We start from the raw sequence: 19,703 nt of genomic DNA on the forward strand, positions 1-19,703 counted from the left end.
CTGCATAGCTATTTGTTCTGCGGGAATCCGAGTTCGAGTCCGCCGTGGCTTGGATCCAGCCAACGCGACGTGACGGCCTTACCCCGGGTGAAGAAGTGCAGGCCCTCGGTGCCGTGCGCATGCGAATCGCCGAACAGTGAGTTCTTCCAGCCGCCGAAGCTGTAGTAGGCCATCGGAACCGGAATCGGCACATTGATGCCGACCATGCCGACCTCCACCTCATTGTGGAAGCGCCGGGCGGCGCCACCGTCATTGGTGAAGATGGCGGTGCCGTTGCCGTAGGGATTGGCATTGACGAGTTCGAGCGCCTGGTCGTAGCTGTCGACGCGCACCACCGACAGGACCGGCCCGAAGATTTCGTCGGTGTAGACACTCATCTCGGTGCCAACATGATCGAGGATCGTCGGCCCGAGCCAGAATCCATCCGCCGCGCCATCGGCCTGGACGCCACGACCGTCGAGAACGACACTGGCACCGGCAGATTCGCCTGCATCTATATATGCAGCGACGCGATCGCGATGCTCGCGGGTCACCAGCGGACCCATATCGGTATCGCGGGCACCGTCACCGGTCCTGATGGTCTTGGCCCGCTCGGTGATCTTGGCGACCAGCTCGTCGCCGACCGAACCAACCGCCAGCACCACACTGATCGCCATGCAGCGCTCCCCTGCCGAGCCGAATCCGGCGTTCACAGCGGCATCGGCGGCCAGATCCAGATCGGCATCGGGCAGGACCACCATGTGGTTCTTGGCGCCGCCGAGCGCCTGCACGCGCTTACCGCTGGCGGTGCCGCGCTGGTAGACGTACTTCGCGACGGGTGTGGAGCCGACGAACGAGACGGCCTTGATATCCGGATTGTCGAGCAGTTCGTCGACCGCGACCTTATCGCCCTGGAGCACATTGAAAACCCCTGCGGGCAAACCGGCTTCATGCCACAGCTCGGCGAGCCACAGCGACGAGGACGGATCCTTCTCACTGGGCTTGAGCACCACGGTATTCCCGGCCGCGATCGCGATCGGGAAGAACCACATCGGCACCATTGCCGGAAAGTTGAACGGCGATATCACCGCGACCGGGCCCAGCGGCTGGCGGATCGAGAAGATATCCACCTTCGTCGAGGCATTCTCGGTGAATCCGCCCTTGATCAAATGCGGGACACCGCAAGCGAATTCGACTACCTCCAGGCCGCGGTTCACCTCACCGAGCGCATCCGAACGCACCTTGCCGTGTTCGGCGGTGATCAGCTCGGCGAGTTCTTCCTTGCGCTCGTTGAGCAGTTCACGAAATCGGAACAGGATCTGCGTGCGCCGCGCCAGTGAGGTGTCGCGCCAGTCCGGGAACGCCGCCTTGGCCGATGCGATCACCGCCCTGGCATCCTCGATATCTGCCAGGGCGATCTGCCCGGTCACCACCCCGGTCGCCGGATTCGTCACCGGCGCGGTCGCCGAGCTCGTGCCCGCGAACGGTTTGCCGTCGAGCCAGTGCGCGATCGTCTGCATATCTCCTCGATTCGATGCTGAGCGCCGGATGGTGTCGTGGTTCCGACTCTGCACCATCGAGACCCGATTTCCGCCCGACGTTCTGTATTCGATATCGGATTTCCTATTACGATTCGTCGGATGCTGCTCTCTGTCGCCGATGTGCTGGCCATGCCGGTCGTGCGCGCGGGCGAGCCGGAGGTCGTCGGTGCGGCCGCGCTGGATCGGCCGGTGCGGTGGGTGCACGTCAGCGATCTGCCGGATGTCGCCGAATTGCTGGTCGGCGGTGAGCTGATGCTGACCACGGGCTTGGCCCTGACCGGCAGCGACGAGTCGACGGTCACATATCTGAATTCGCTGACCGCCGCAGGGGTGGCCGGACTGGTCGTCGAACTCGGCGCCGCCGTGCCGCAGGTGCCGTCGATCGTCGCCGAGACCGCCGACGCACTCGGACTCCCGGTGATCGCGCTGCATCGCGTGACCCGTTTCGTCGAAATCACCGAGGCCGTGCACCGGGTGATCGTGGCCGACCAATACGCCGAACTCGAATTCGCGCGCACCGTGCACGAGACCTTCACCGAGCTCAGCGTGCGCCGCGCCGCGCTGGCCGAAATCGTCGAGACGGCCGCCGACATGCTCGATTCCTCGGTTGTACTGGAGGATCTGGCGCACCGGGTGCTGGCGCTGACCGCCCGGCACACCAGCACCTCGGCGATCCTGGAGAACTGGGAGACCACCTCGCGACTGCTGCCAGCGGGCTGGGATGTGGTGCAGGTCGGGCCGCATACCCAGCGCTGGGGTCGGCTGATCCTGCGCTCGAGCCGGGTCGCGACGCCGCGCGCCCGCATGGTGCTCGAGCGTGCCGCACAGACGCTGACGCTGCATCGGATGATCGATAAGGATCGCTTCGGCCTGCATCGTCAGGCGCAGACCGGACTCATCGACGATATGGTCAACGGCCGCGTCCTGGATGAACGCGATGCACAGGCCAGAGCGGCGGCGCTGGGGCTGCTGACCAGACGCGTGCGCTACGTTCCGCTGGCGATCGACGTCGCCGCCGTTGCCGAATCCGACCAGGTCGCCAGGCAGCGCCGCAGCGCGGGCGTGCTCGACGCGGTCACCCACGGTCTCGGGCTGTCGAAGGCCACCGCCTTGACCGCGGCCGAACACGGTGATCGGGTCGGCATGGTGCTCGCGATCCCGCGCAGCGCCGATCTCGACGACACGCTCCGCGCCGTGTGCTCGACGATCATCGCCGAGGTACGGCGGGTGGACGGGGTGCGACGTGCCGTCATCGGCGTTGGTGTGGAAGGGGATTCGCTGCTGGACACCGCGCGCGAATTGGCGCATGCGGCGCACGTCGCCGAGGTCGCGTTATCGCTGGAGTCATCGGCGTCTGATCGGCCGCGCTCCCGAGACGCTACCTGGTCACGCTCCGCTGCCGCCACCGAGTCCGTCGCTCGCGCGACGGGGGCGCGACCGTTCTATCGCAGCGGCGATATCCGGCTGCGCGGACTGCTCTCGCTGATCCGCAACGAACCGGGTGTGCAGAGTTTCGCCGAGACGGAGCTGAGTGCGTTGCTGCGCTACGACATTCGGCATGCGGCAGATCTGACGCGCACGTTGCGGCAGTTCCTCGACGTGGCGGGCAATAAGACCGAACTCGCCAAGCGGCTCAATATCAGCCGACCCACCCTCTACGACCGCATCGCCCGCATCGAGCGGATTCTCGATGTCGACCTCGAGGACGGCGAATCGCGCACCTCACTGCATACCGCACTGCTCATTCGCGATCTGATCGCCGATTCGAACCCCAGGACCGACAAGTGATTTCGATCGGATCGGGAATGTTGGTGAATCGGCCGACGTTTCACGAATGCATGACAGCTGTACTCTCCGCGCAATTGAAGAAGTACCTCGACGAGTCGAAGGTCTTCGCGACCGCGGCGACTATCGGGCCGAACGGACAACCACACCTGACCGTCATCTGGCTCGAGCGCGATGGCGACGATCTGCTGTTCTCCACGACCGTAGATCGGCAGCAGGGCAAGAACCTCGCCCGTGATCCGCGGATCACGGTGATGATCAATCCGCCGGACAACCCGTACGCGTACGCGGAGATTCGCGGCACCGCCACGATCACACCGGATCCGGACCGGACGCTGCCGGATAAGCTGTCGCAGCACTACACCGGGCTGCCGTACGCCGAATTCAACCCGGCGTCGGTCAATGACGGACCGCGCGTGATCGTGCGCGTGACCCCGCGCAAGGTCGCCGGTCGCCTGTGAGCTCGCGGCCGGGCCGAGTTCAGCCCTGCCCGGCCTCTTCCCGCACATGCTGCGCCTGACCGACCTCGGCCGCCGTATAGCGCAATGTCAGTGCCACCAGACCCACCAGCAGTGCGCCGATAGCGGTGATGAAAAGCACTAGCGTGTAACCACTTCCGAGGGCATCCAACTCCGCGGGAGTCATATCGATGGGCTTACCCGTTCGCCCGCCGAGCGATCGCGTGCGGGAGGCGGCGACCGGCGCGAGCAGACCGATCGCGAACGGGGTGCCGAGGTTCATGAACATCTGGCCGACCGCGGACAGCGGACCGATATTCTTCGGCGCGACACCGACCAATACGCACAGCGGCACGATCACCACGGCCACACCGATCCCGAATCCGATCATGATGAACAGCCCCACCAGGGTCGGCCAGTACGGCACGCCGCGCTCGAGCGTCGAGCCGAACACCAGACCGACGACGAGAATCGCCGCGGCACCGCTCAACAACCAGCGCGGCGCGACCATCATCGCCAGCTGCGAAGCCGTGGCGGTGCCCATACCGGCGCCGATGGTGAACGGGATGAACGCGAGCCCGGCGACCAGCGGGCTGTAGCCGACGACATTCTGCACGAACAGACCCGCGAAATAGGTTGTCGCGGCCAGGACTCCGCTGGCCAGGAAGATGGCGGCGAAGGTGGCGACCCGATCGCGCTTATCGAACAGCGACCAGGGCAGCAGCGGGTTGTCCACCCACCGCTCGGCGAGCACGAAGACGATCAACAACACCAGACCGATGGCAATCGAGCCGATGATGACCGGACTGTCCCAGCCGAATTCGGGCCCCTCGGTCGCACCGAATACCAGGGCCGCGCAGGCGAGGGTGCCGAGTACGCCCCCGCGCACGTCCAGGGATAGTCGGTGGTGGGTGGTGTCGCGCAGCCGCAACACCGCGCCCGACAGGATCAACGCACCGATCGGCACATTGATCAGAAAGATCCAGCGCCAGCTCACTTCGGTGAGCGCGCCGCCGATCACCAGTCCGCCGACCGAGCCGACCGCCATCATCGAGCCGAAGATCGCGATCGCCTGATTGCGCACCCGGCCGGGCGCGAAAGTCGTCGCTACCAGGGCAAGTGCGGTCGGGGCCGCGAGTGCGGCGCCGGTGCCCTGGATCGCGCGGGCCGCGATCAGCATGCCCTCGTTGCGCGCGAGTCCGCACAGCAGCGAGGCCAGTGTGAACAGCGCGACGCCGATGATGAACATGCGTTTGCGGCCGAAGGAGTCACCGATCCGGCCGCCGAGCAACATCAACCCCGCGAACGGCAGACCGTAGGCGGTGACCATCCAGGCGCTACCGGAGCTCGATAGCGCCAGTTCGTCCTGTAATCGGGGCAAGGCCAAAATCACCACGGTGCCGTCGAGCACGACCATGAGTTGCAGCCCGCTCAGCACCAAGATCGCCAGGCCGAAGGCCCGCCGCGTCACCGGGTACGGCGTCGTAGCGGGATCGTCCGGCACAGTCACCTCCTGTAGTCGGAGCGACGGATGACAGGTAGCGGTCCGGTCCGCGGCACCACCGGCATCGAGCCGGTCCGCTGCGATTCCTCTTGCGCGTGCTGCGCCTCGGCCAACTGTTTCGGCGTATAACGCAATGTCAGCGCGATGAAGCCCGCCAAGACCGCGACCAGCGAGCAGACCGCGAGCACCAGCGTGTATCCGCTGCCGAGCGCGAAGATCTCGGCCTCGTTCATATCGGCTGCCTTACCGGTGCGCCCGCCCATCGACATGGTGCGCGATGCCGCGATGGGCGTGAGCAGACCGATGAACACCGGCGTCGCCAGGTTCATGAACATCTGCCCCACCGCGGACAGCGGGCCGATATCGGACGGCGGCACCCCGACGAGCACGCACAGCGGCGCGAGCACCATGGCCACGCCGACACCGAAGCCGATCACGATCAACAGCGGCAGCAGGGTGGTCAGGTAATTCACCCCGCCGTCGAGCTGCGAACCGACCAGCAGTCCAGCGGCAAGCACGAACGCCGCACCGCAGACCAGCCACCGCGGTGCGATCAACAGCGCCGCTTTCGAGGCCAGCGCGCCGCCGATGCCGATGCCGATGGTGAACGGGATCGATGCGATGCCCGCGACCAGCGGTCCGTAGCCGAGCACATTCTGCAGGAACTGCGCGACGAAGAAGGTCATCGCGCCGAGTACGCCACCGGCCAGGAAGATCAGCAGGAAGGTGGTGACGCGGTCGCGGCTGTCGAACAGCGACCACGGCAGCAGCGGATCATCGACGGTACGCTCCACGACCACGAAAACGACCAGCAGCACCGCACCCGCGACCAGCGCACCGATTACGGCCGGACTGCCCCACCCCAACTCCGGACCCTCGGTCGCGCCGAACACTATCGACGCGCAGGCCACGGTGCCGAGCACCGCGCCCTTGATATCGAGTGCGGATCGGTGATGTTCGGTATCGGCGAGTTGGGACAGCGCGCCGAGGATGATCAGGATGCCGATGGGCACATTGATCAGGAAGATCCACCGCCAGGACAGCTGGGTCAGCGCACCGCCAACCACCAGACCGCCGACTGAGCCGATACCGACCATCGAGCCGACGATCGCAATGGCCTGATTACGCGCCTTTCCCGGCGCGAAAGTGGTTGCCACCAGGGCGAATGCCGTCGGCGCCGCAATCGCCGCGCCCGCACCCTGCACGGCGCGGGCCGCGATCAACATGGCCTGGCCCTGGGCCGATCCGCACATCAGCGAGGCGATGGTGAACATCCCGACGCCGAGGATCAGCATGCGTTTGCGACCGAACGCGTCCCCGAGTCGGCCGCCGAGCAGCATCAGACCCGCGAAGGTCAGGCCGTAGGAGGTCACCGTCCATGCGCCGCCCGCGCTGGTCATGCCCATTTCTTCCTGCAGTCGCGGCAGCGCGAAGATGACCACGGTGCCGTCGAGCACAACCATCAGCTGCAGTCCGCTCAGCACGAGAATGGCGAGCCCGAAGGCCCGCTGCGTCACCGGGTACTGCATCTTCGCAGGGGGATTATCGAGCACGGTGAGCCACTGTAATTGATCCGGAACCCAGGTCTCCGCTCCCGCGGGTGCGATTCATCGACTCATAGCGAAACTCACTGGGCCGTTGTGACACCCTCTAGTTGCGGGAGCCGAGCGACTGTGCAATCGAATACCGCGATCGACGTGCGGCGGTCACGGTCGGATGCGGCATCGGCGCCCCCGGAACGAACCGACAGGTCTCCTCGACCAGCGTCGACACGACGATTCGACGACGCGCCAGGTCGATGCGGGGATGCGTTATCCGGCAGATGAGTCGGCCCGCGCCTCGGCGGCATCGACGGAGAAGCCTGCCGTGGGGCCGATCACAACGATCGCGGGCGGCCGGATGCCTTCTTCGCGAACGCGGGCGGCGACAGTGCCGAGGTCGGCGCGCAGAACGCGTTGGGTGCGCAGGGTGCCCTCCTGGATCACCGTCGCCGGAGTGTCGGCGGGTCGGCCACCGTCGATGAGTGCGGTGGCGAATTGTTCGATGCGCTCCACGGCCATCATGAGCACAATCGTGCCGCGCAGCCGGGCCAGCGCGGGCCAGTCGACAAGGGAGTCCGGGTGGTCGGGCGCGACGTGGCCGCTTACCACCACGAATTCATGGGTCACGCCGCGATGGGTCACCGGAATGCCCGCGGCGGCGGGGACCGAAATGGGACTGGTGATACCGGGAACCACGGTCACCGGAATGCCCGCCTCGGCGCAGGCCTCGAGCTCCTCGTAACCGCGCCCGAATACATACGGGTCGCCGCCCTTGAGCCGCACCACGAATTTGCCCGACTTGGCGCCCTCGATCAGCGCGGAATTGATCGCCTCCTGGGCCATCGCCCGCCCGTACGGAATCTTGGCCGCATCGATCACCTCGACGTCCGGACCGAGTTCGGCGAGCAGTTCCGGCGGTGCGAGCCGGTCGGCGACAACGAGATTCGCGCGGGCCAGCAGGCGGCGACCGCGCACCGTGATCAGATCCGGATCGCCGGGACCGCCGCCGACCAGCGCGACACCCGGGGTGATCGGCGTCGAATCATCGTTGACCACACCCGATTGCAGCGCCTCGAGCAATGCGTTGCGCACGGCCGCGGAACGCCGATGCTGTCCACCCGCGAGGACACCGAGCGTGAGGCCGTCGTGGCGAGCGGTCGCCGGAGTCACGGCCGTGCCGAGTCGAGCCACATCGGCGCGCACACAGAAGATCCGTCGCCGCGTGGCTTCCTCGACGACCGCCGCATTGGTCTCGGGTTCATTGGTGCACGCGATCGCGTACCAGGCGCCGTCGAGATCGCCGTCGGCGTAGGCGCGCAAGGTCAGTGTGAGTTGCCCCGATGTAGCCATTCCCTCCACGGCGGGTGTGACTTCGCGACTGATGACGTGCACGTCCGCTCCGGAGGCGATCAATAGCCCGAGCCTGCGCTGCGCCACCGTCCCACCGCCGACCACGACGACGCGCCGTCCATTGAGATCGAGCCCGACCAGGTAATTCGGATCACTCGCGGCACGGTCGGCCGGGTTGTTTTCCGGCTGGTCATCGGCAGGTACTGACGTGTTCGGCACAGTGTTCGAGCCTACGTCCTGCGTGCGTGTCCCCGGCAATCGCCCGCCGCGCACGGCCTCCCTATACTTCGGCCCATGAATCGCTGGGGTAGGGCGGCGGTATCGGCAGCACCGATCGGGTGGCTCGGGACGAGTCCGAACAGCACGGTGCAGCCATGACGCAGGCGGAGCAACTGCTCGAGGTGGCCTACCAGGAGGCACTGCGCGGCCTGGCCGAAGGCGGGATTCCGATCGGCGCGGCACTGTTCGCGGCCGACGGCACCCTGCTCGGACGCGGGCACAACCGTCGAGTGCAGTCCGGTGATCCCAGCATGCACGCCGAAACCGATGCGTTCCGCAATGCGGGCCGCCGCCGCGACTACCGCTCGACCATCATGGTGACCACCCTGGCGCCGTGCTGGTATTGCAGCGGGCTGGTGCGCCAGTTCGGGATCGGGGCGGTGCTCATCGGGGAAGCGCGGACTTTTCACGGCGGGCAGGACTGGCTGGCCGAGCACGACGTCGCGGTGACCGTGCTCGATGACCAGCGCTGCATCGATATGATGACCGAATTCATCGCCGATCAACCGCTGCTCTGGAACGAAGATATCGGGGTAGCCGGGGACTGATGTCGGACAAGGGATTTCAGCGGAAGTACGGATAGTCCTGCACCCAGTTGAACCCGCGGCCGCGCAGCGCGAAGCTGTTCAGATCGACCTGCTGCAAGGTGATGGTCACCGGCCGACCGTTCAGCTGTCCGTTGAGCGTCAGGCGGTCGGGCGCGGGCTGTTCGAAGGTGAAGTCGGCGATCTGCGCGGGTTGCGCGTCCCGCCGCTCAGGAGGCGCGGACACCGTAATCTTGTGGGCGGCGGTATCGACAGCGGGGACCGCGGGCACCAGGGTGCCGTCCATCTTCTGGTAAGTCATTCCCGATACATCGAAAACCACCCGCTGCCAACGTGTCTCGTCGGTGGTCAGCGGCGGTACCGGCACACCGTCCTTGGTGAATTCCGATACCTTCCAGATGCCGTACAGGGGCGGCTTCGGGCTGCCACCGCCACCGTCGTTCCAGTACTTCAGGCCGTTGTGCACGAAGCCCGATGCCATCCACACACCCAGTGCGACTTGCAGTACGATCGCGATCCAACGAGTTCGGTTGCTACGGAACGGATCCGGTTGCACGGCGGGGTCGGAGGACCGGTTCAGCACCAGCACATTCGCCAACCGCCGCGCCTGCGGTGCGAGCAGCACCACGCTCAGCAGCACGAGGTGAAAGGCCAGGATCTTGACCGGGACGTCGAAGGTCATATTGAGCACGAACACCTGCGCCAGGCTCACCAGGCTCAGCATTGCGCCGAGCGTCGCGGTCCTCGGCAGGAACAGCAGCAGTCCGCCGAGCACCTCGGCGCAGCCGAGCAGGATCTCGTAGCTGGGTGAACTCCCGACCTGATTCCACAGCACCGAGGCGGGGCTGAACTCACCATATGGTTGCAGCAGTTTCGCCAGTGTCGGCTCCGGCATCTGCGTCGGAATCGCCTTGGCGAAACCGTAGAGCAGCATCTGTCCGCCCAGGCATAACCGGATGACGAGCAGGAACCAGGCCTGTAGCCGCCGATAGTTCGGCCTGCGCCGATCCAACCCGGTCCAGATCAAGGTCGCCACCGCCGCGGCGATAAGCACGCAGAAGACGAATGTCCAGATGAAGTATTGATCGCCGCTGCCCGAATCCTCGCGCAGTACGACATCGGTATCGAAGAATAGTCGTCCGGCCGGTTCGATGATCGGACGCAAGGCGCGAAATTCCCAGAGCACCGCATCGTCGGGCAGCGATTCGGCGAGCAGCCCGGCGAAGGCGAACGGAATCTGGGTGAACAGCAGGCAGAACAGTCCGAAATAGACGAAGGAGAACCGAAAAGCGATCCGGGTCAATGGATTCCACCGGAGCGGCGGCTCGGGAGGTATCACGCTGTCTGCTCGATCGAGAACCTCTGTACCGACCGCACTCACACCGATCCCTCCCTCGCTCCACTCCACGTCAGCCGACACTATCGGCGCGCGATCACCGCCCGCTTCCAGGAAAACCCCGATTTCCACCCAACCCGACTCCGCCGGAAGTATGACCTCCCACCCGCTGCGGTGGCTTGTCAATACCGAATATCACCCAGTGAGGGTCGCTCGATTTCTTCGAATTTCTACGGTAAGCACCGACTAGAACGCGTTACAGTTTCCGCAGGCACATGCGTCAGGAGGACAAAGAATGGCCGACGATCCCGATCCCACCGCGCGACGGCAGCTGACCGTCAGCGCACGGGACCTCGACACCCTCGCCGAGGACCTGTCCCGGTGGCTGGACGGCAAGGTCCACGCGGATCACCCGCCCAAGATTTCGGCGCTGTCGCGGCCGCAGGGGGCGGGGATGTCGAGCCCTACCGTGCTCTTCGATGCCGAATGGACTGTGGACGGGCGCGCCGACGGCGGCTCGTTCGTGGCCAGAATGACACCGGAGGCCGATTCCTTCCCGGTCTTCGAAAACTATGACCTGGAGCTGCAATACCAGATCATGGCCGGGGTCGCGGCCGCCTCGGCGGTGCCGGTCCCCGAACTGTGCTGGCTGGAAACCGACGAGAAGGCGCTCGGCACCAAGTTTTTCGTCATGCGACGGATCGCGGGTCGGGTGCCCTCGGACAATCCGCCGTATGTGTTCATCGGCTGGCTTTTCGACGCGAGTCCCGAGCAGCGGGCCGAACTGACCGCGAAGACCGTCGAGGTCATTGCGAAGGTGCACGAAATCCCGGATCCGGCAACGCGATTCCCGATGCTGGACGGTCCGGGCCAGGCGCTGCGCCGACATGTCGAATGGCACCGCAACTGGTACCGCTGGGCATTGGCCGATGACGGCTATTCGATTCCGCTGATCGAGCGGACCTTCGACTGGCTCGATGCGCACTGGCCCGCCGATCCCGGTGCGGACGTGCTGAGTTGGGGTGATTCGCGACCGGGCAATATTCTCTACGACGGCTTCACCCCGGTCGGTGTACTCGATTGGGAGATGGCCGGACTCGGCCCGCGCGAACTGGATATCGCCTGGCTCATCTTCATTCACCGCTTCTTCCAGGACCTCGCCACTCGCTTCGATCAGCCCGGATTGCCGGACTTTCTGCGGCGCGCGGATGTCGTGGCGAAATACGAGGGGATCACCGGATATACGGTTCGCGATCTCGACTTCTACATCGTGTACGCCGCGCTGCGGCACGCGATCGTGATGGCCAGGGTCAAGCGCCGGATGATCCACTTCGGCGAGGACACCGACACCCCTGATCGCGACGACTACGTGATGCACCGGGCAAGCCTGGAGGCATTGCTCGACGGAACCTACGAATGGGATTGACTATGCCTTCCCCCCTTGACGAATACCCCATCCACCAGACCCATCTGTCCATGGCCCGAGTCGCAAGCAGCGACCGGAACTTCTACGACAGAAGCTATTTCAACGGTCACGACCGCGACGGCGGCACCTTCTTCGTCACCGGCGGCGGGGTGTATCCGAACCTCGGGGTGATCGACGCGTACGCCTGCGTGCGACGCGGTGACATCCAGCGCACGGTCCGCTTCTCCGACGCGCTCGGCGATCGCGGCGTCGACCTGAAAGTCGGCGGCTACCGGGTCGAGGTGCAGGAACCGCTGCGGCGAATCCGAGTGGTCTGCGAGCACGATGACCTCGGCTTCGATCTCACCTGGCACGGATCGTTCCCCGCCGTCGAGGAACAACCGCATCTGATCCTCAACGGCAATCGGCCGATCATCCAGGCGACCCGGTTCGCGCAGGTCGGCTCATGGGAGGGGACGCTGCACGTCGACGGCACCGACCTCACCGTCGACCCGGCCGTCTGGATGGGCACCCGGGACCGCTCCTGGGGTATCCGCCCGGTCGGCGAACCCGAGCCGCCGGGCCGGGCCGCGGCCGAACCGTCCGGCGGATTCTGGTGGATGTACGTGCCGCTGCGCTTCGACGATTTCGCCATCGTGCTGATCCTGCAGGAGGAACCCGACGGGAAGCGCACCCTCAACGACGCGGTCCGCATCTTCCCGGACGGTCGCACCGAACAGCTGGGCTGGCCCCGCTATTACATCGAATATCGTTCCGGCACAAGGCATCCCATCGGCGCCCGGTTGGAACTGACCACCCAGGACGGTAAGCCGCTCGAGGTCGAGGTCCGGACCGTCACCAATATCCCGCTGCACGTCGGCTGCGGATACGGCGGCGATCCGGACTGGTTGCACGGTCGATGGATGGGTCGCGACTGGTCCTCGAGCAGCAGTTACGACCTCACCGATCCGGCCATCGCCGGACGCATCCCGTTCGGGGTCATCGACCATGTCGCACACGCGCGCTGCGGGGCGTCCGAGGGGTGGGGCCTGTTCGAACACGGAAGTCTCGGGCGCCACGATCCGACCGGGTTCGCCGACTGGGGTTCGGTCGCGCCGTAGGGATTTCGGGTGGGCATGCGTTCATGTGTGCCCACCGGAGCCCCGAACGAACGGCCGAAGCCACCAAGAATTTCAGCTCGTCGGTCGAGCCAATTCGGGACGCTTCAGATAATCGGTCAGCCCGATCACATTTCCCCATGGATCGGAAACCTCTACGCTCCAACCGGTTCCGACCTCGAACGGCGCTGTCACCACCCGCACGCCACAGCCTTGGAGTTCCGCCGCGGCCGCCGACGCATCCGGCACTTCCAACCACAGCCGCATTCCGGACAACCCGGCCGCACCCGCACTCGGATCCACCCGCGCCATCACACCGGCAACCTCACCGCCGACATCGAATACCGCAATACCCTGCTCCGGCAGCGTGAACTTCACCGCCAGTCCCAGTACGTCACCGTAGAACGACACGGCGGCATCCAGGTCACCGACCGGAACCAACACATTGTCGATACCTCGGACCTCCATCAGCCCACTAAACCACGCCGGTGCACGGGATCGGTGACGATTCGATCGGCTTCCCCCGGCTGAGAACTGTCGTGCCGGCGGGCGCGCCGGAGACCTGGCACTATGCCGAAACCGACGAAACATCTTGCTGAACAAGGTTATTCGGCGGAATCTTGGTCTGGCCGCGAACGCGGCCGATCTTCCATACCCGTGCCAACGGGTCGGCACTGTCCGAGGGGTCATCATGACAAGTCTTCCCGCATTCCCCGCCGCCGACGAAAGCCCGCTCGACACCTGCATCCGACTACAGCAGACCGCCCCGGTGGTCGAAGTGGAATTCCCGGGCGGTGTGCCCGCCTATTTGGCCTTGACGCACAACGCCGTTGCGGAGATCCTCGCCGGTGACAACAAGACCTTCGCCAGGGACCCGAAGCATTGGCCCGCACTGTACGACGGATCGATCCCGCAGGACTGGCCGCTACGGGCCATCGTCCAGGGCGACCATCTGGCGACGAAAGACGGTGAGGATCACCGTCGGTTGCGCGGTCTGGTCGGGAAGGGGTTCACACCCCGACGGGTGCAGGCGATGGAACCGCGCATCCAAGAAATCATCGATGGGCTGCTGGACGGGATGATCGCGGCCGGGGACGGAGTGGACCTCGTGCCCACCTTCACCGACGCGCTGCCGATGGCGGTCATCGCCGAATTGTTCGGCGTGCCCGAGGCGGACCGGCCACGACTGCGGAAGTGGACCGCCACGCTGTTGGCGCACACCACCCCACCCGAGGTGGCATTCGCGACCCAGAACGAACTCGGGGCGTTCCTGCACGAACTGGTGCAGCGCAAACAACAGGAGCCCGGTGACGACCTGACCTCCGATCTGGTGCAGGCCCGCGATGCGGGCGATCAACTCACCACCGACGAATTGGTGGGCGTGCTCTGGCTGATGCTGATCGCCGGTCACGAGACCACGGTGCATCTACTCGGCCACGCCGTCGTCGCACTGCATCGGAATCCCGACCAGCTCGCGGTGGCCAAGGCCGAAGACCGTTGGGCGGATGTGGTCGAGGAGACGCTGCGGTACCGCCACTCGGTGATGATGACCACCTACCGCTTCACGCTGACCGATGTGACGATCGGGGGTGTGGCCATTCCCAAGGGGAATGCGGTCGGTGTGGCCTATCAGGCGACCGGCATCGATCCGGAGAAGTACGGCCCGACCGCGAACCATTTCGACCTCACCCGCGAGCAGACCGGACATCTCGGCTTCGGGCACGGACCGCGCTACTGCATCGGCGCACCGCTGGCCCGATTGGAGAGCCGACTCGCCCTCGCCTCGCTCTATGGCAGATTGCCGGAGCTGCGGCTCGCCATCGACCCGGACGATATTCCATACTCGCCCTCGTTCTTCACCGTCGGACCGTTGTCCCTGCCGATCGAATTGGGAACGGTGTCCTGACTTTTGTTACGTCAGTGGTGATTTCGGGCTGAGTGCGGCGGCGATCACTATTCCGTCGACGGTCCGCTTGGGAATGACGAGCGGACCGTCGGCGGCCAGGAGCGCGGCCGCCTCGGCGACGCTGGCGGTGCCGAGCGCGTCATCGGTGCGCGACGAGGGGTTCGGCACGTCGACCTGCGCGAGTTCGGCCGCCGTGAAGGTGCGGATCTCGACACCCAGGTGATCGGCGGCAACACGAAGTTCATCGGCACGCCGATCGATGGTCGCGAGGCAGGCAATGGGCTTGTCGCCCAGTACTTCTCGCAGCGCATCGAGAATTCGTTCGGTCGATGTGCCCGGTCGAAATCCGAGACCGACGGTGAAGAACGGTTCGGCCGAGGTGTCAGATGGTGGCACGGGTGTGCACATAATTGACAGCCGCCGTGACGAAACGGCTTATGGCTGTGGGATTTCCGGCGGGGTGGGTGTGCAGGTAGGAGGCGTGCACGCGGTGGATGAGAGCACCCTCGCGGATACGGTCGCCTGCGGTATGCCAACCCCAGGAGGGAGTTTCGCTGCCGGTGGTGACCAGGTGGGTGCGGTGGAATTCGTGGCCGCGCACCCGCTCTCCCGCGCGCCATAGTACGGAATCGGCCAGCGCCACGGCATCTCGATAGCCGAGTGTCAGGCGGGGGCCGAATTCAGCAGTCGCATCGACTACACCGGCCATCGGATGGCCATCCAACGACCGGCTGAGGTACAGCAATCCGGCACATTCGGCATGCACCGGAAGGCCCGCCCCGGCCTGCTCGGCGACCTGCGCCAACAGCCGATCATTGGCCGCGAGTGCCGCCGCGTGCTCCTCTGGAAAGCCGCCGGGCAATACCAAACCGGCTGTCCCCGTGGGAAGTTCATCCCGCATCGGGTCGAAGACCACCACTCGTGCTCCTGCGGCCTCCAGCAGCTCGCGATGCTCCGCATATCCGAAGGTGAACGCGGGCCCGCCAGCCATCGCGATCACAGGACCTGGCGCTGCCACGCTTTTAGCGGAGACCCGATCCTCGGATTCGCGCACCGCGTTTACCGGGTCCCAGGCTGGCGTGGTGATGTTCGATCGGGCGAGGCGGGCGATGGTGGGGAGATCGACATGGGCGGCCACCAGGTCGGTCATCGCTTCGACGGCGGCGATTGCGGCGTGGCCGTGTTCGATGGCGGGGATGAGACCGAGATGGCGGGAGGGGACCTCGAGTTCGGCCATGCGCGGAAGTGATCCGAGCACCGGCAGGCCGACGCGGTCGCAGGCTGCGCGCAGCACTTGGTCGTGGCGTTCGCTGCCGACGCGGTTCAGGATGACGCCGCCGAGGCGGATCGCGGTATCGAAGGTGGCGAAACCGTGCAGGAGTGCGGCGAGGCTCTGACTGTGGCCGCGCGCGTCGACCACCAAAATCACTGGGGCGCCGAGTAATCCGGCGACCTGCGCGGTGGATCCCTCGGCGATCGGTGCGACATGGTTCTCATCGATGCGGCCGTCGAACAGGCCCATTACGCCCTCGACCACCGCCAGATCACACCCGTGGGCACCGTGACGGTACAGCGGGACAACACGTTCCGTGCCGACCAGCACCGGATCGAGATTGCGACCGGGCCGCCCAGCCGCCAACCCGTGATACCCGGGATCGATATAGTCCGGCCCTACCTTGAACGGCGCCACCCGATGCCCAGCCCGACGCAGCGCCCCGATCAAACCGGTCGCCAACGTCGTCTTCCCGCTCCCCGAAGCGGGCGCGGCGATCACCACCGCGGGAACCCCGCTCAAGGCCGCACACCTTCTCGGAACCTCTCAGGGGAACCCGCCAGGAGGCCAAGCGCCGCGAAGGGGGGCGGGTCGTGCCGCACCAGCGCGCGGTCGAGTAGCGCGGGACCGCGACCGGCGAGCGGCACCCAGGGGCAGCCCGGTGTTCGCCGGACCGATGCGGTCACCATTCGATGCCTCGCTGGCCTTTGCGGCCCGCGTCCATGGGGTGTTTGACCTTCGTCATTTCGGTGACGAGGTCGGCGGCATCCAAGAGCGCTGGTGGCGCATCGCGGCCGGTGATGACCACATGCTGGTTGCCGGGGCGGTTGCGGAGGGTTTCGACGACCTCGTCGACATCGACCCAACCCCATTTGAGCGGGTAGGTGAATTCGTCGAGGACGTAGAAGCGGTGCTGTTCGGCCCGAAGCCTGCGCGCGATCTCCCGCCAACCGGCCAGTGCCGCGGCGGCGTGGTCCCCATCGGTGCCCTGTTTGCGAGTCCACGACCAGCCCTCGCCCATCTTGTGCCATTCGACCGGCCCACCGACACCGGTCTCCTCGTGCAAACGGCCGAGCGTGCGAAAAGCCGCTTCCTCGCCCACTTTCCACTTGGCACTCTTGACGAACTGGAATACCGCAATATCGAATCCCTGATTCCACGCCCGCAACGCCATCCCGAACGCAGCCGTCGACTTTCCCTTGCCCGGCCCGGTATGCACCGCGAGCACCGGCAAATTGCGCCGCTGGCGCGTGGTCAGCCCATCATCCGGAACCGTCTCCGGCACACCTTTAGGCATCGAAACTCCTTGGTAGCCCACTGATCAGAACGTCCACATCGGCCCGTTGCGCCACGGTCACGCGGCCCGTGTCACGCCGGGGCGGCCGGATCCGGTGCGGACGATATCGGCGACCGAATCGCCGGTCAGCTCGGCGAGTTGGAGGTAGCCCGCGCGCAGGGTGCGGGCCAGGTCGGCGGCGAGGCCGAGGCGGATCATGCCGCGTTCGCAGTCCACGACGATCGAGGTGATCGCCTCGGCGGCAAGTAGATTCGCGGCGGCGCGGGCGCGGGGCACCGGATCGACGCCGCCGGTGGCGCGGCCGTCGGTGAGCAGGACCAGCATCGGGCGGCGGCGCGGATCGCGGACGCGTTCGCGGTGCACGACCTCGCGCGCCTTCAAAAGTCCTGCGGCGAGCGGGGTTTTACCGCCGGTGCGGATCCCGGACAGGCGTCGCACCGCGATATCCACCGAGGAGGTCGGTGGCAGGACGAGTTCGGCTGCCATGCCACGCACGGTGATCACCGCGACCTTGTCGCGCCGCTGGTATGCGTCGCGCAGCAAAGCGACGACCGCGCCGGTCACCGCGGAGAGACGGTTGCGCGCCGCCATGGATCCGGAGGCGTCGACCACGAAGACCACCAGATTGCCCTCGCGCCCTTCGCGATACGCGCCGCGCAGATCATCGGCGGCCAATTTCAACGGACCTTCGGCTCGGCCGCGGGCGTGCTGGTGCGGTGCGGCGGCGAACACTGTGCCGAGCAGATGCAGACCGCCTGAGGTGTCGGTACTGGATCGCACCGTGCGTCCCTGCCTGGTCTGCGCGCGCGAACGGCGGCCCGCCGCGCCATCGCCGATGCCGGGCACTTCCCAACGCGGCGGTGTCACAGCTGATTTCGCGGGCGCGCCGATACGACCCTCGCGCGCGGACGGTGATTGCCCGCCGCCCGGCGAATCCGGACCGCCGTCGGGTCTTGGAGCGCCTGACCCGCCGTTGCCTGGGCCGCCATCTGGATCATCTTCTGGTCCTCGACCATCCGGATCTCCACTGCTGGGACCACCACCCGGATCGCCCGCCTTGTTCATCGCATGGTCCGGATCATCCGCATCGTTCGATGCACTATCCGAACCGCCATCGGGCGCGGCGTCATCGGTACCCCCGGAGCGACTTTCCGGACCAGGCGAACCACCATCGTCCGGACGACCGCCATCGAGATCCCCGCCCTCCGCCAATTCGGCACGCTCGCTGGACTTTTCCGCTTCGACCCCCGCCGCACGCATCGCCTCGTCCAGCTGCTCTTCGCTGATCCCCGGCTCATCGAACGGATCCCGCCGCCGCCTATGCGGCAATGCCAGCTCCGCCGCGACCCGCACATCCATCGCGGCCACCGCGTCCGCTCCACGCCAGGCCGCATGCGCGGTAGCGGTCCTGGCCACCACCAGATCGGCCCGCATACCGTCCACATCGAAGGACGCGCATAGCGCGGCGATCCGCCGCAGCTCCACGTCATCGAGTGCGACCGACGCGACCCGCTCACGGGCGGTGAGAATCCGCTCGGCCACTTCCCGATCGGCCGCGGCATAGCGCGCGGCGAATCCGGCCGGGTCCGCCTCGTAGTCCAGCCGACGCCGCACCACCGCCATCCGCACGTCCACATTCCGCGAGGCCGCCACATCGACGGTGAGCCCGAACCGGTCCAACAACTGCGGCCGCAGCTCACCCTCCTCTGGATTCATGGTGCCGACCAGCACGAACCGTGCCGGATGCGAATGCGAAACCCCATCGCGCTCGATATGCACCCGGCCCATCGCGGCGGCATCGAGCAGCACGTCCACCAGGTGGTCGTGCAGCAGATTCACCTCGTCGACGTAGAGGACGCCGTGATGCGCGGCCGCCAACAGTCCGGGACGGAAGGCCTGCTCGCCATCGCGCAGCACCCGCTCCAGATCCAAAGAACCGACCACCCGGTCTTCAGTGGCCCCCACCGGCAGCTCGACCAGCCGAGCGGGCCGTGCACCCGTCTCATCGACAATGGGCGGCAGCAATTGGGCAAGCGCGCGCACCACGGTCGATTTCGCGGTCCCCTTCTCCCCGCGCACCAATACGCCGCCGATCCCGGGATGCACCGCACACAGGATCAACGCCAGCTGCAACCGCTCCTGCCCCACCACCGCCGAGAACGGAAAGCCCGTATCCCCTTCGGCACCGGGACGCACCCCGGTCAGCGAAGGGACACGTGGCGCGTTTTCGGCACGGGACAAAGACACGCCCCAAACTCTAAGCGCGCCGCCCGGCAACCTCTTCCACCACCCCGCCACTCGGCAAGGTCTCGCATACCCAGCGACTACCTCGCACAAGCCACACCCTGTGCGAGGTAGTTACTGGATATGCGACCGCTCGAAGAGC

Annotated in this window: 16 protein-coding genes; 6 read left to right on the forward strand and 10 right to left on the reverse strand. The window is 66.2% G+C overall.

Annotated elements, in window-relative coordinates; translation table 11 throughout:
- Positions 1-8 precede the first annotated feature (8 nt).
- Entirely contained in the window at positions 9-1,499 is a 1,491-nt protein-coding gene (locus tag NA5_RS32260) for a CoA-acylating methylmalonate-semialdehyde dehydrogenase (protein ID WP_062992853.1), read from the reverse strand.
- A 120-nt stretch (positions 1,500-1,619) separates the two neighbouring features.
- On the opposite strand from NA5_RS32260, the gene NA5_RS32265 reads away from it, so the two are divergent.
- Complete coding sequence (locus tag NA5_RS32265) at positions 1,620-3,308, forward strand: PucR family transcriptional regulator (protein ID WP_062992806.1); 1,689 nt, start codon at positions 1,620-1,622, stop codon at positions 3,306-3,308.
- 50 nt (positions 3,309-3,358) lie between these two features.
- Positions 3,359-3,766 carry a PPOX class F420-dependent oxidoreductase gene (locus NA5_RS32270; RefSeq protein ID WP_062992854.1) on the forward strand — a complete coding sequence of 136 codons (408 nt, stop codon included), beginning with the start codon at positions 3,359-3,361 and terminating at the stop codon, positions 3,764-3,766.
- A 19-nt stretch (positions 3,767-3,785) separates the two neighbouring features.
- On the opposite strand, the gene NA5_RS32275 is transcribed toward NA5_RS32270, so the two are convergent.
- The 3 genes from NA5_RS32275 to cobA all read right to left on the reverse strand — a co-directional run bounded on the left by NA5_RS32275 (position 3,786) and on the right by cobA (position 8,299).
- Positions 3,786-5,267 (reverse strand): MFS transporter, encoded by a 1,482-nt coding sequence (locus tag NA5_RS32275; RefSeq protein WP_062992807.1) that lies wholly within the window; start codon positions 5,265-5,267, stop codon positions 3,786-3,788.
- A 2-nt stretch (positions 5,268-5,269) separates the two neighbouring features.
- Positions 5,270-6,796, reverse strand: coding sequence for an MFS transporter (locus NA5_RS32280; RefSeq protein WP_084484601.1), 1,527 nt, complete (start codon positions 6,794-6,796; stop codon positions 5,270-5,272).
- Between the two features lie 282 nt (positions 6,797-7,078).
- Positions 7,079-8,299 (reverse strand): uroporphyrinogen-III C-methyltransferase, encoded by a 1,221-nt coding sequence (cobA, locus tag NA5_RS32285; protein ID WP_062992855.1) that lies wholly within the window; start codon positions 8,297-8,299, stop codon positions 7,079-7,081.
- A 233-nt stretch (positions 8,300-8,532) separates the two neighbouring features.
- Between cobA and NA5_RS32290 the strand changes: the two genes are divergently transcribed.
- The gene (locus NA5_RS32290) at positions 8,533-8,985 is read left to right on the forward strand and encodes a nucleoside deaminase (RefSeq protein WP_062992856.1); all 453 of its coding nucleotides are present in this window, start codon (positions 8,533-8,535) and stop codon (positions 8,983-8,985) included.
- A 16-nt stretch (positions 8,986-9,001) separates the two neighbouring features.
- On the opposite strand, the gene NA5_RS32295 is transcribed toward NA5_RS32290, so the two are convergent.
- The gene (locus tag NA5_RS32295) at positions 9,002-10,285 is read right to left on the reverse strand and encodes a DoxX family protein (RefSeq protein WP_245672495.1); all 1,284 of its coding nucleotides are present in this window, start codon (positions 10,283-10,285) and stop codon (positions 9,002-9,004) included.
- A 328-nt stretch (positions 10,286-10,613) separates the two neighbouring features.
- On the opposite strand from NA5_RS32295, the gene NA5_RS32300 reads away from it, so the two are divergent.
- Positions 10,614-11,744 carry a phosphotransferase family protein gene (locus NA5_RS32300; RefSeq protein WP_062992808.1) on the forward strand — a complete coding sequence of 377 codons (1,131 nt, stop codon included), beginning with the start codon at positions 10,614-10,616 and terminating at the stop codon, positions 11,742-11,744.
- Positions 11,745-11,746: 2 nt separating this feature from the next.
- Positions 11,747-12,844 (forward strand): Rv3169 family protein, encoded by a 1,098-nt coding sequence (locus NA5_RS32305; RefSeq protein WP_062992809.1) that lies wholly within the window; start codon positions 11,747-11,749, stop codon positions 12,842-12,844.
- 72 nt (positions 12,845-12,916) lie between these two features.
- On the opposite strand, the gene NA5_RS32310 is transcribed toward NA5_RS32305, so the two are convergent.
- The gene (locus NA5_RS32310; protein WP_062992810.1) at positions 12,917-13,309 is read right to left on the reverse strand and encodes a VOC family protein; all 393 of its coding nucleotides are present in this window, start codon (positions 13,307-13,309) and stop codon (positions 12,917-12,919) included.
- A gap of 223 nt (positions 13,310-13,532) precedes the next feature.
- Here NA5_RS32310 and NA5_RS32315 point away from each other — a divergent pair, with 223 nt between their 5' ends.
- Positions 13,533-14,747 (forward strand): cytochrome P450 family protein, encoded by a 1,215-nt coding sequence (locus NA5_RS32315; RefSeq protein WP_062992811.1) that lies wholly within the window; start codon positions 13,533-13,535, stop codon positions 14,745-14,747.
- Positions 14,748-14,753: 6 nt separating this feature from the next.
- On the opposite strand, the gene NA5_RS32320 is transcribed toward NA5_RS32315, so the two are convergent.
- The 4 genes from NA5_RS32320 to NA5_RS32335 form a co-directional block, all read right to left on the reverse strand.
- Complete coding sequence (locus tag NA5_RS32320; RefSeq protein WP_245672496.1) at positions 14,754-15,143, reverse strand: cobalamin biosynthesis protein; 390 nt, start codon at positions 15,141-15,143, stop codon at positions 14,754-14,756.
- The gene (locus NA5_RS32325; protein ID WP_084484592.1) at positions 15,130-16,542 is read right to left on the reverse strand and encodes a cobyrinic acid a,c-diamide synthase CobB; all 1,413 of its coding nucleotides are present in this window, start codon (positions 16,540-16,542) and stop codon (positions 15,130-15,132) included. Before NA5_RS32325 ends, NA5_RS32320 begins: the two co-directional genes overlap by 14 nt.
- A gap of 160 nt (positions 16,543-16,702) precedes the next feature.
- Positions 16,703-17,317, reverse strand: coding sequence for a cob(I)yrinic acid a,c-diamide adenosyltransferase (gene cobO / locus NA5_RS32330; protein WP_062992814.1), 615 nt, complete (start codon positions 17,315-17,317; stop codon positions 16,703-16,705).
- A 57-nt stretch (positions 17,318-17,374) separates the two neighbouring features.
- Positions 17,375-19,522, reverse strand: coding sequence for a VWA domain-containing protein (locus NA5_RS32335; RefSeq protein WP_062992858.1), 2,148 nt, complete (start codon positions 19,520-19,522; stop codon positions 17,375-17,377).
- Positions 19,523-19,703: the final 181 nt, after the last annotated feature.

Source organism: Nocardia anaemiae NBRC 100462 (assembly GCF_001612725.1).
Taxonomy (GTDB): Bacteria; Actinomycetota; Actinomycetes; order Mycobacteriales; family Mycobacteriaceae; genus Nocardia; species Nocardia anaemiae.

What these genes read in the sequence shown, in the direction of transcription:
- NA5_RS32260 (WP_062992853.1), bottom strand. Translation starts at nt 1,499, where the DNA reads ATGCAGACGATCGCGCACTGGCTCGACGGCAAACCGTTCGCGGGCACG.
- NA5_RS32265 (WP_062992806.1), top strand. Translation starts at nt 1,620, where the DNA reads ATGCTGCTCTCTGTCGCCGATGTGCTGGCCATGCCGGTCGTGCGCGCG.
- NA5_RS32270 (WP_062992854.1), top strand. Translation starts at nt 3,359, where the DNA reads ATGACAGCTGTACTCTCCGCGCAATTGAAGAAGTACCTCGACGAGTCG.
- NA5_RS32280 (WP_084484601.1), bottom strand. Translation starts at nt 6,796, where the DNA reads ATGCAGTACCCGGTGACGCAGCGGGCCTTCGGGCTCGCCATTCTCGTG.
- NA5_RS32290 (WP_062992856.1), top strand. Translation starts at nt 8,533, where the DNA reads ATGACGCAGGCGGAGCAACTGCTCGAGGTGGCCTACCAGGAGGCACTG.
- NA5_RS32300 (WP_062992808.1), top strand. Translation starts at nt 10,614, where the DNA reads ATGGCCGACGATCCCGATCCCACCGCGCGACGGCAGCTGACCGTCAGC.
- NA5_RS32305 (WP_062992809.1), top strand. Translation starts at nt 11,747, where the DNA reads ATGCCTTCCCCCCTTGACGAATACCCCATCCACCAGACCCATCTGTCC.
- NA5_RS32310 (WP_062992810.1), bottom strand. Translation starts at nt 13,309, where the DNA reads ATGGAGGTCCGAGGTATCGACAATGTGTTGGTTCCGGTCGGTGACCTG.
- NA5_RS32315 (WP_062992811.1), top strand. Translation starts at nt 13,533, where the DNA reads ATGACAAGTCTTCCCGCATTCCCCGCCGCCGACGAAAGCCCGCTCGAC.
- cobO (WP_062992814.1), bottom strand. Translation starts at nt 17,317, where the DNA reads ATGCCTAAAGGTGTGCCGGAGACGGTTCCGGATGATGGGCTGACCACG.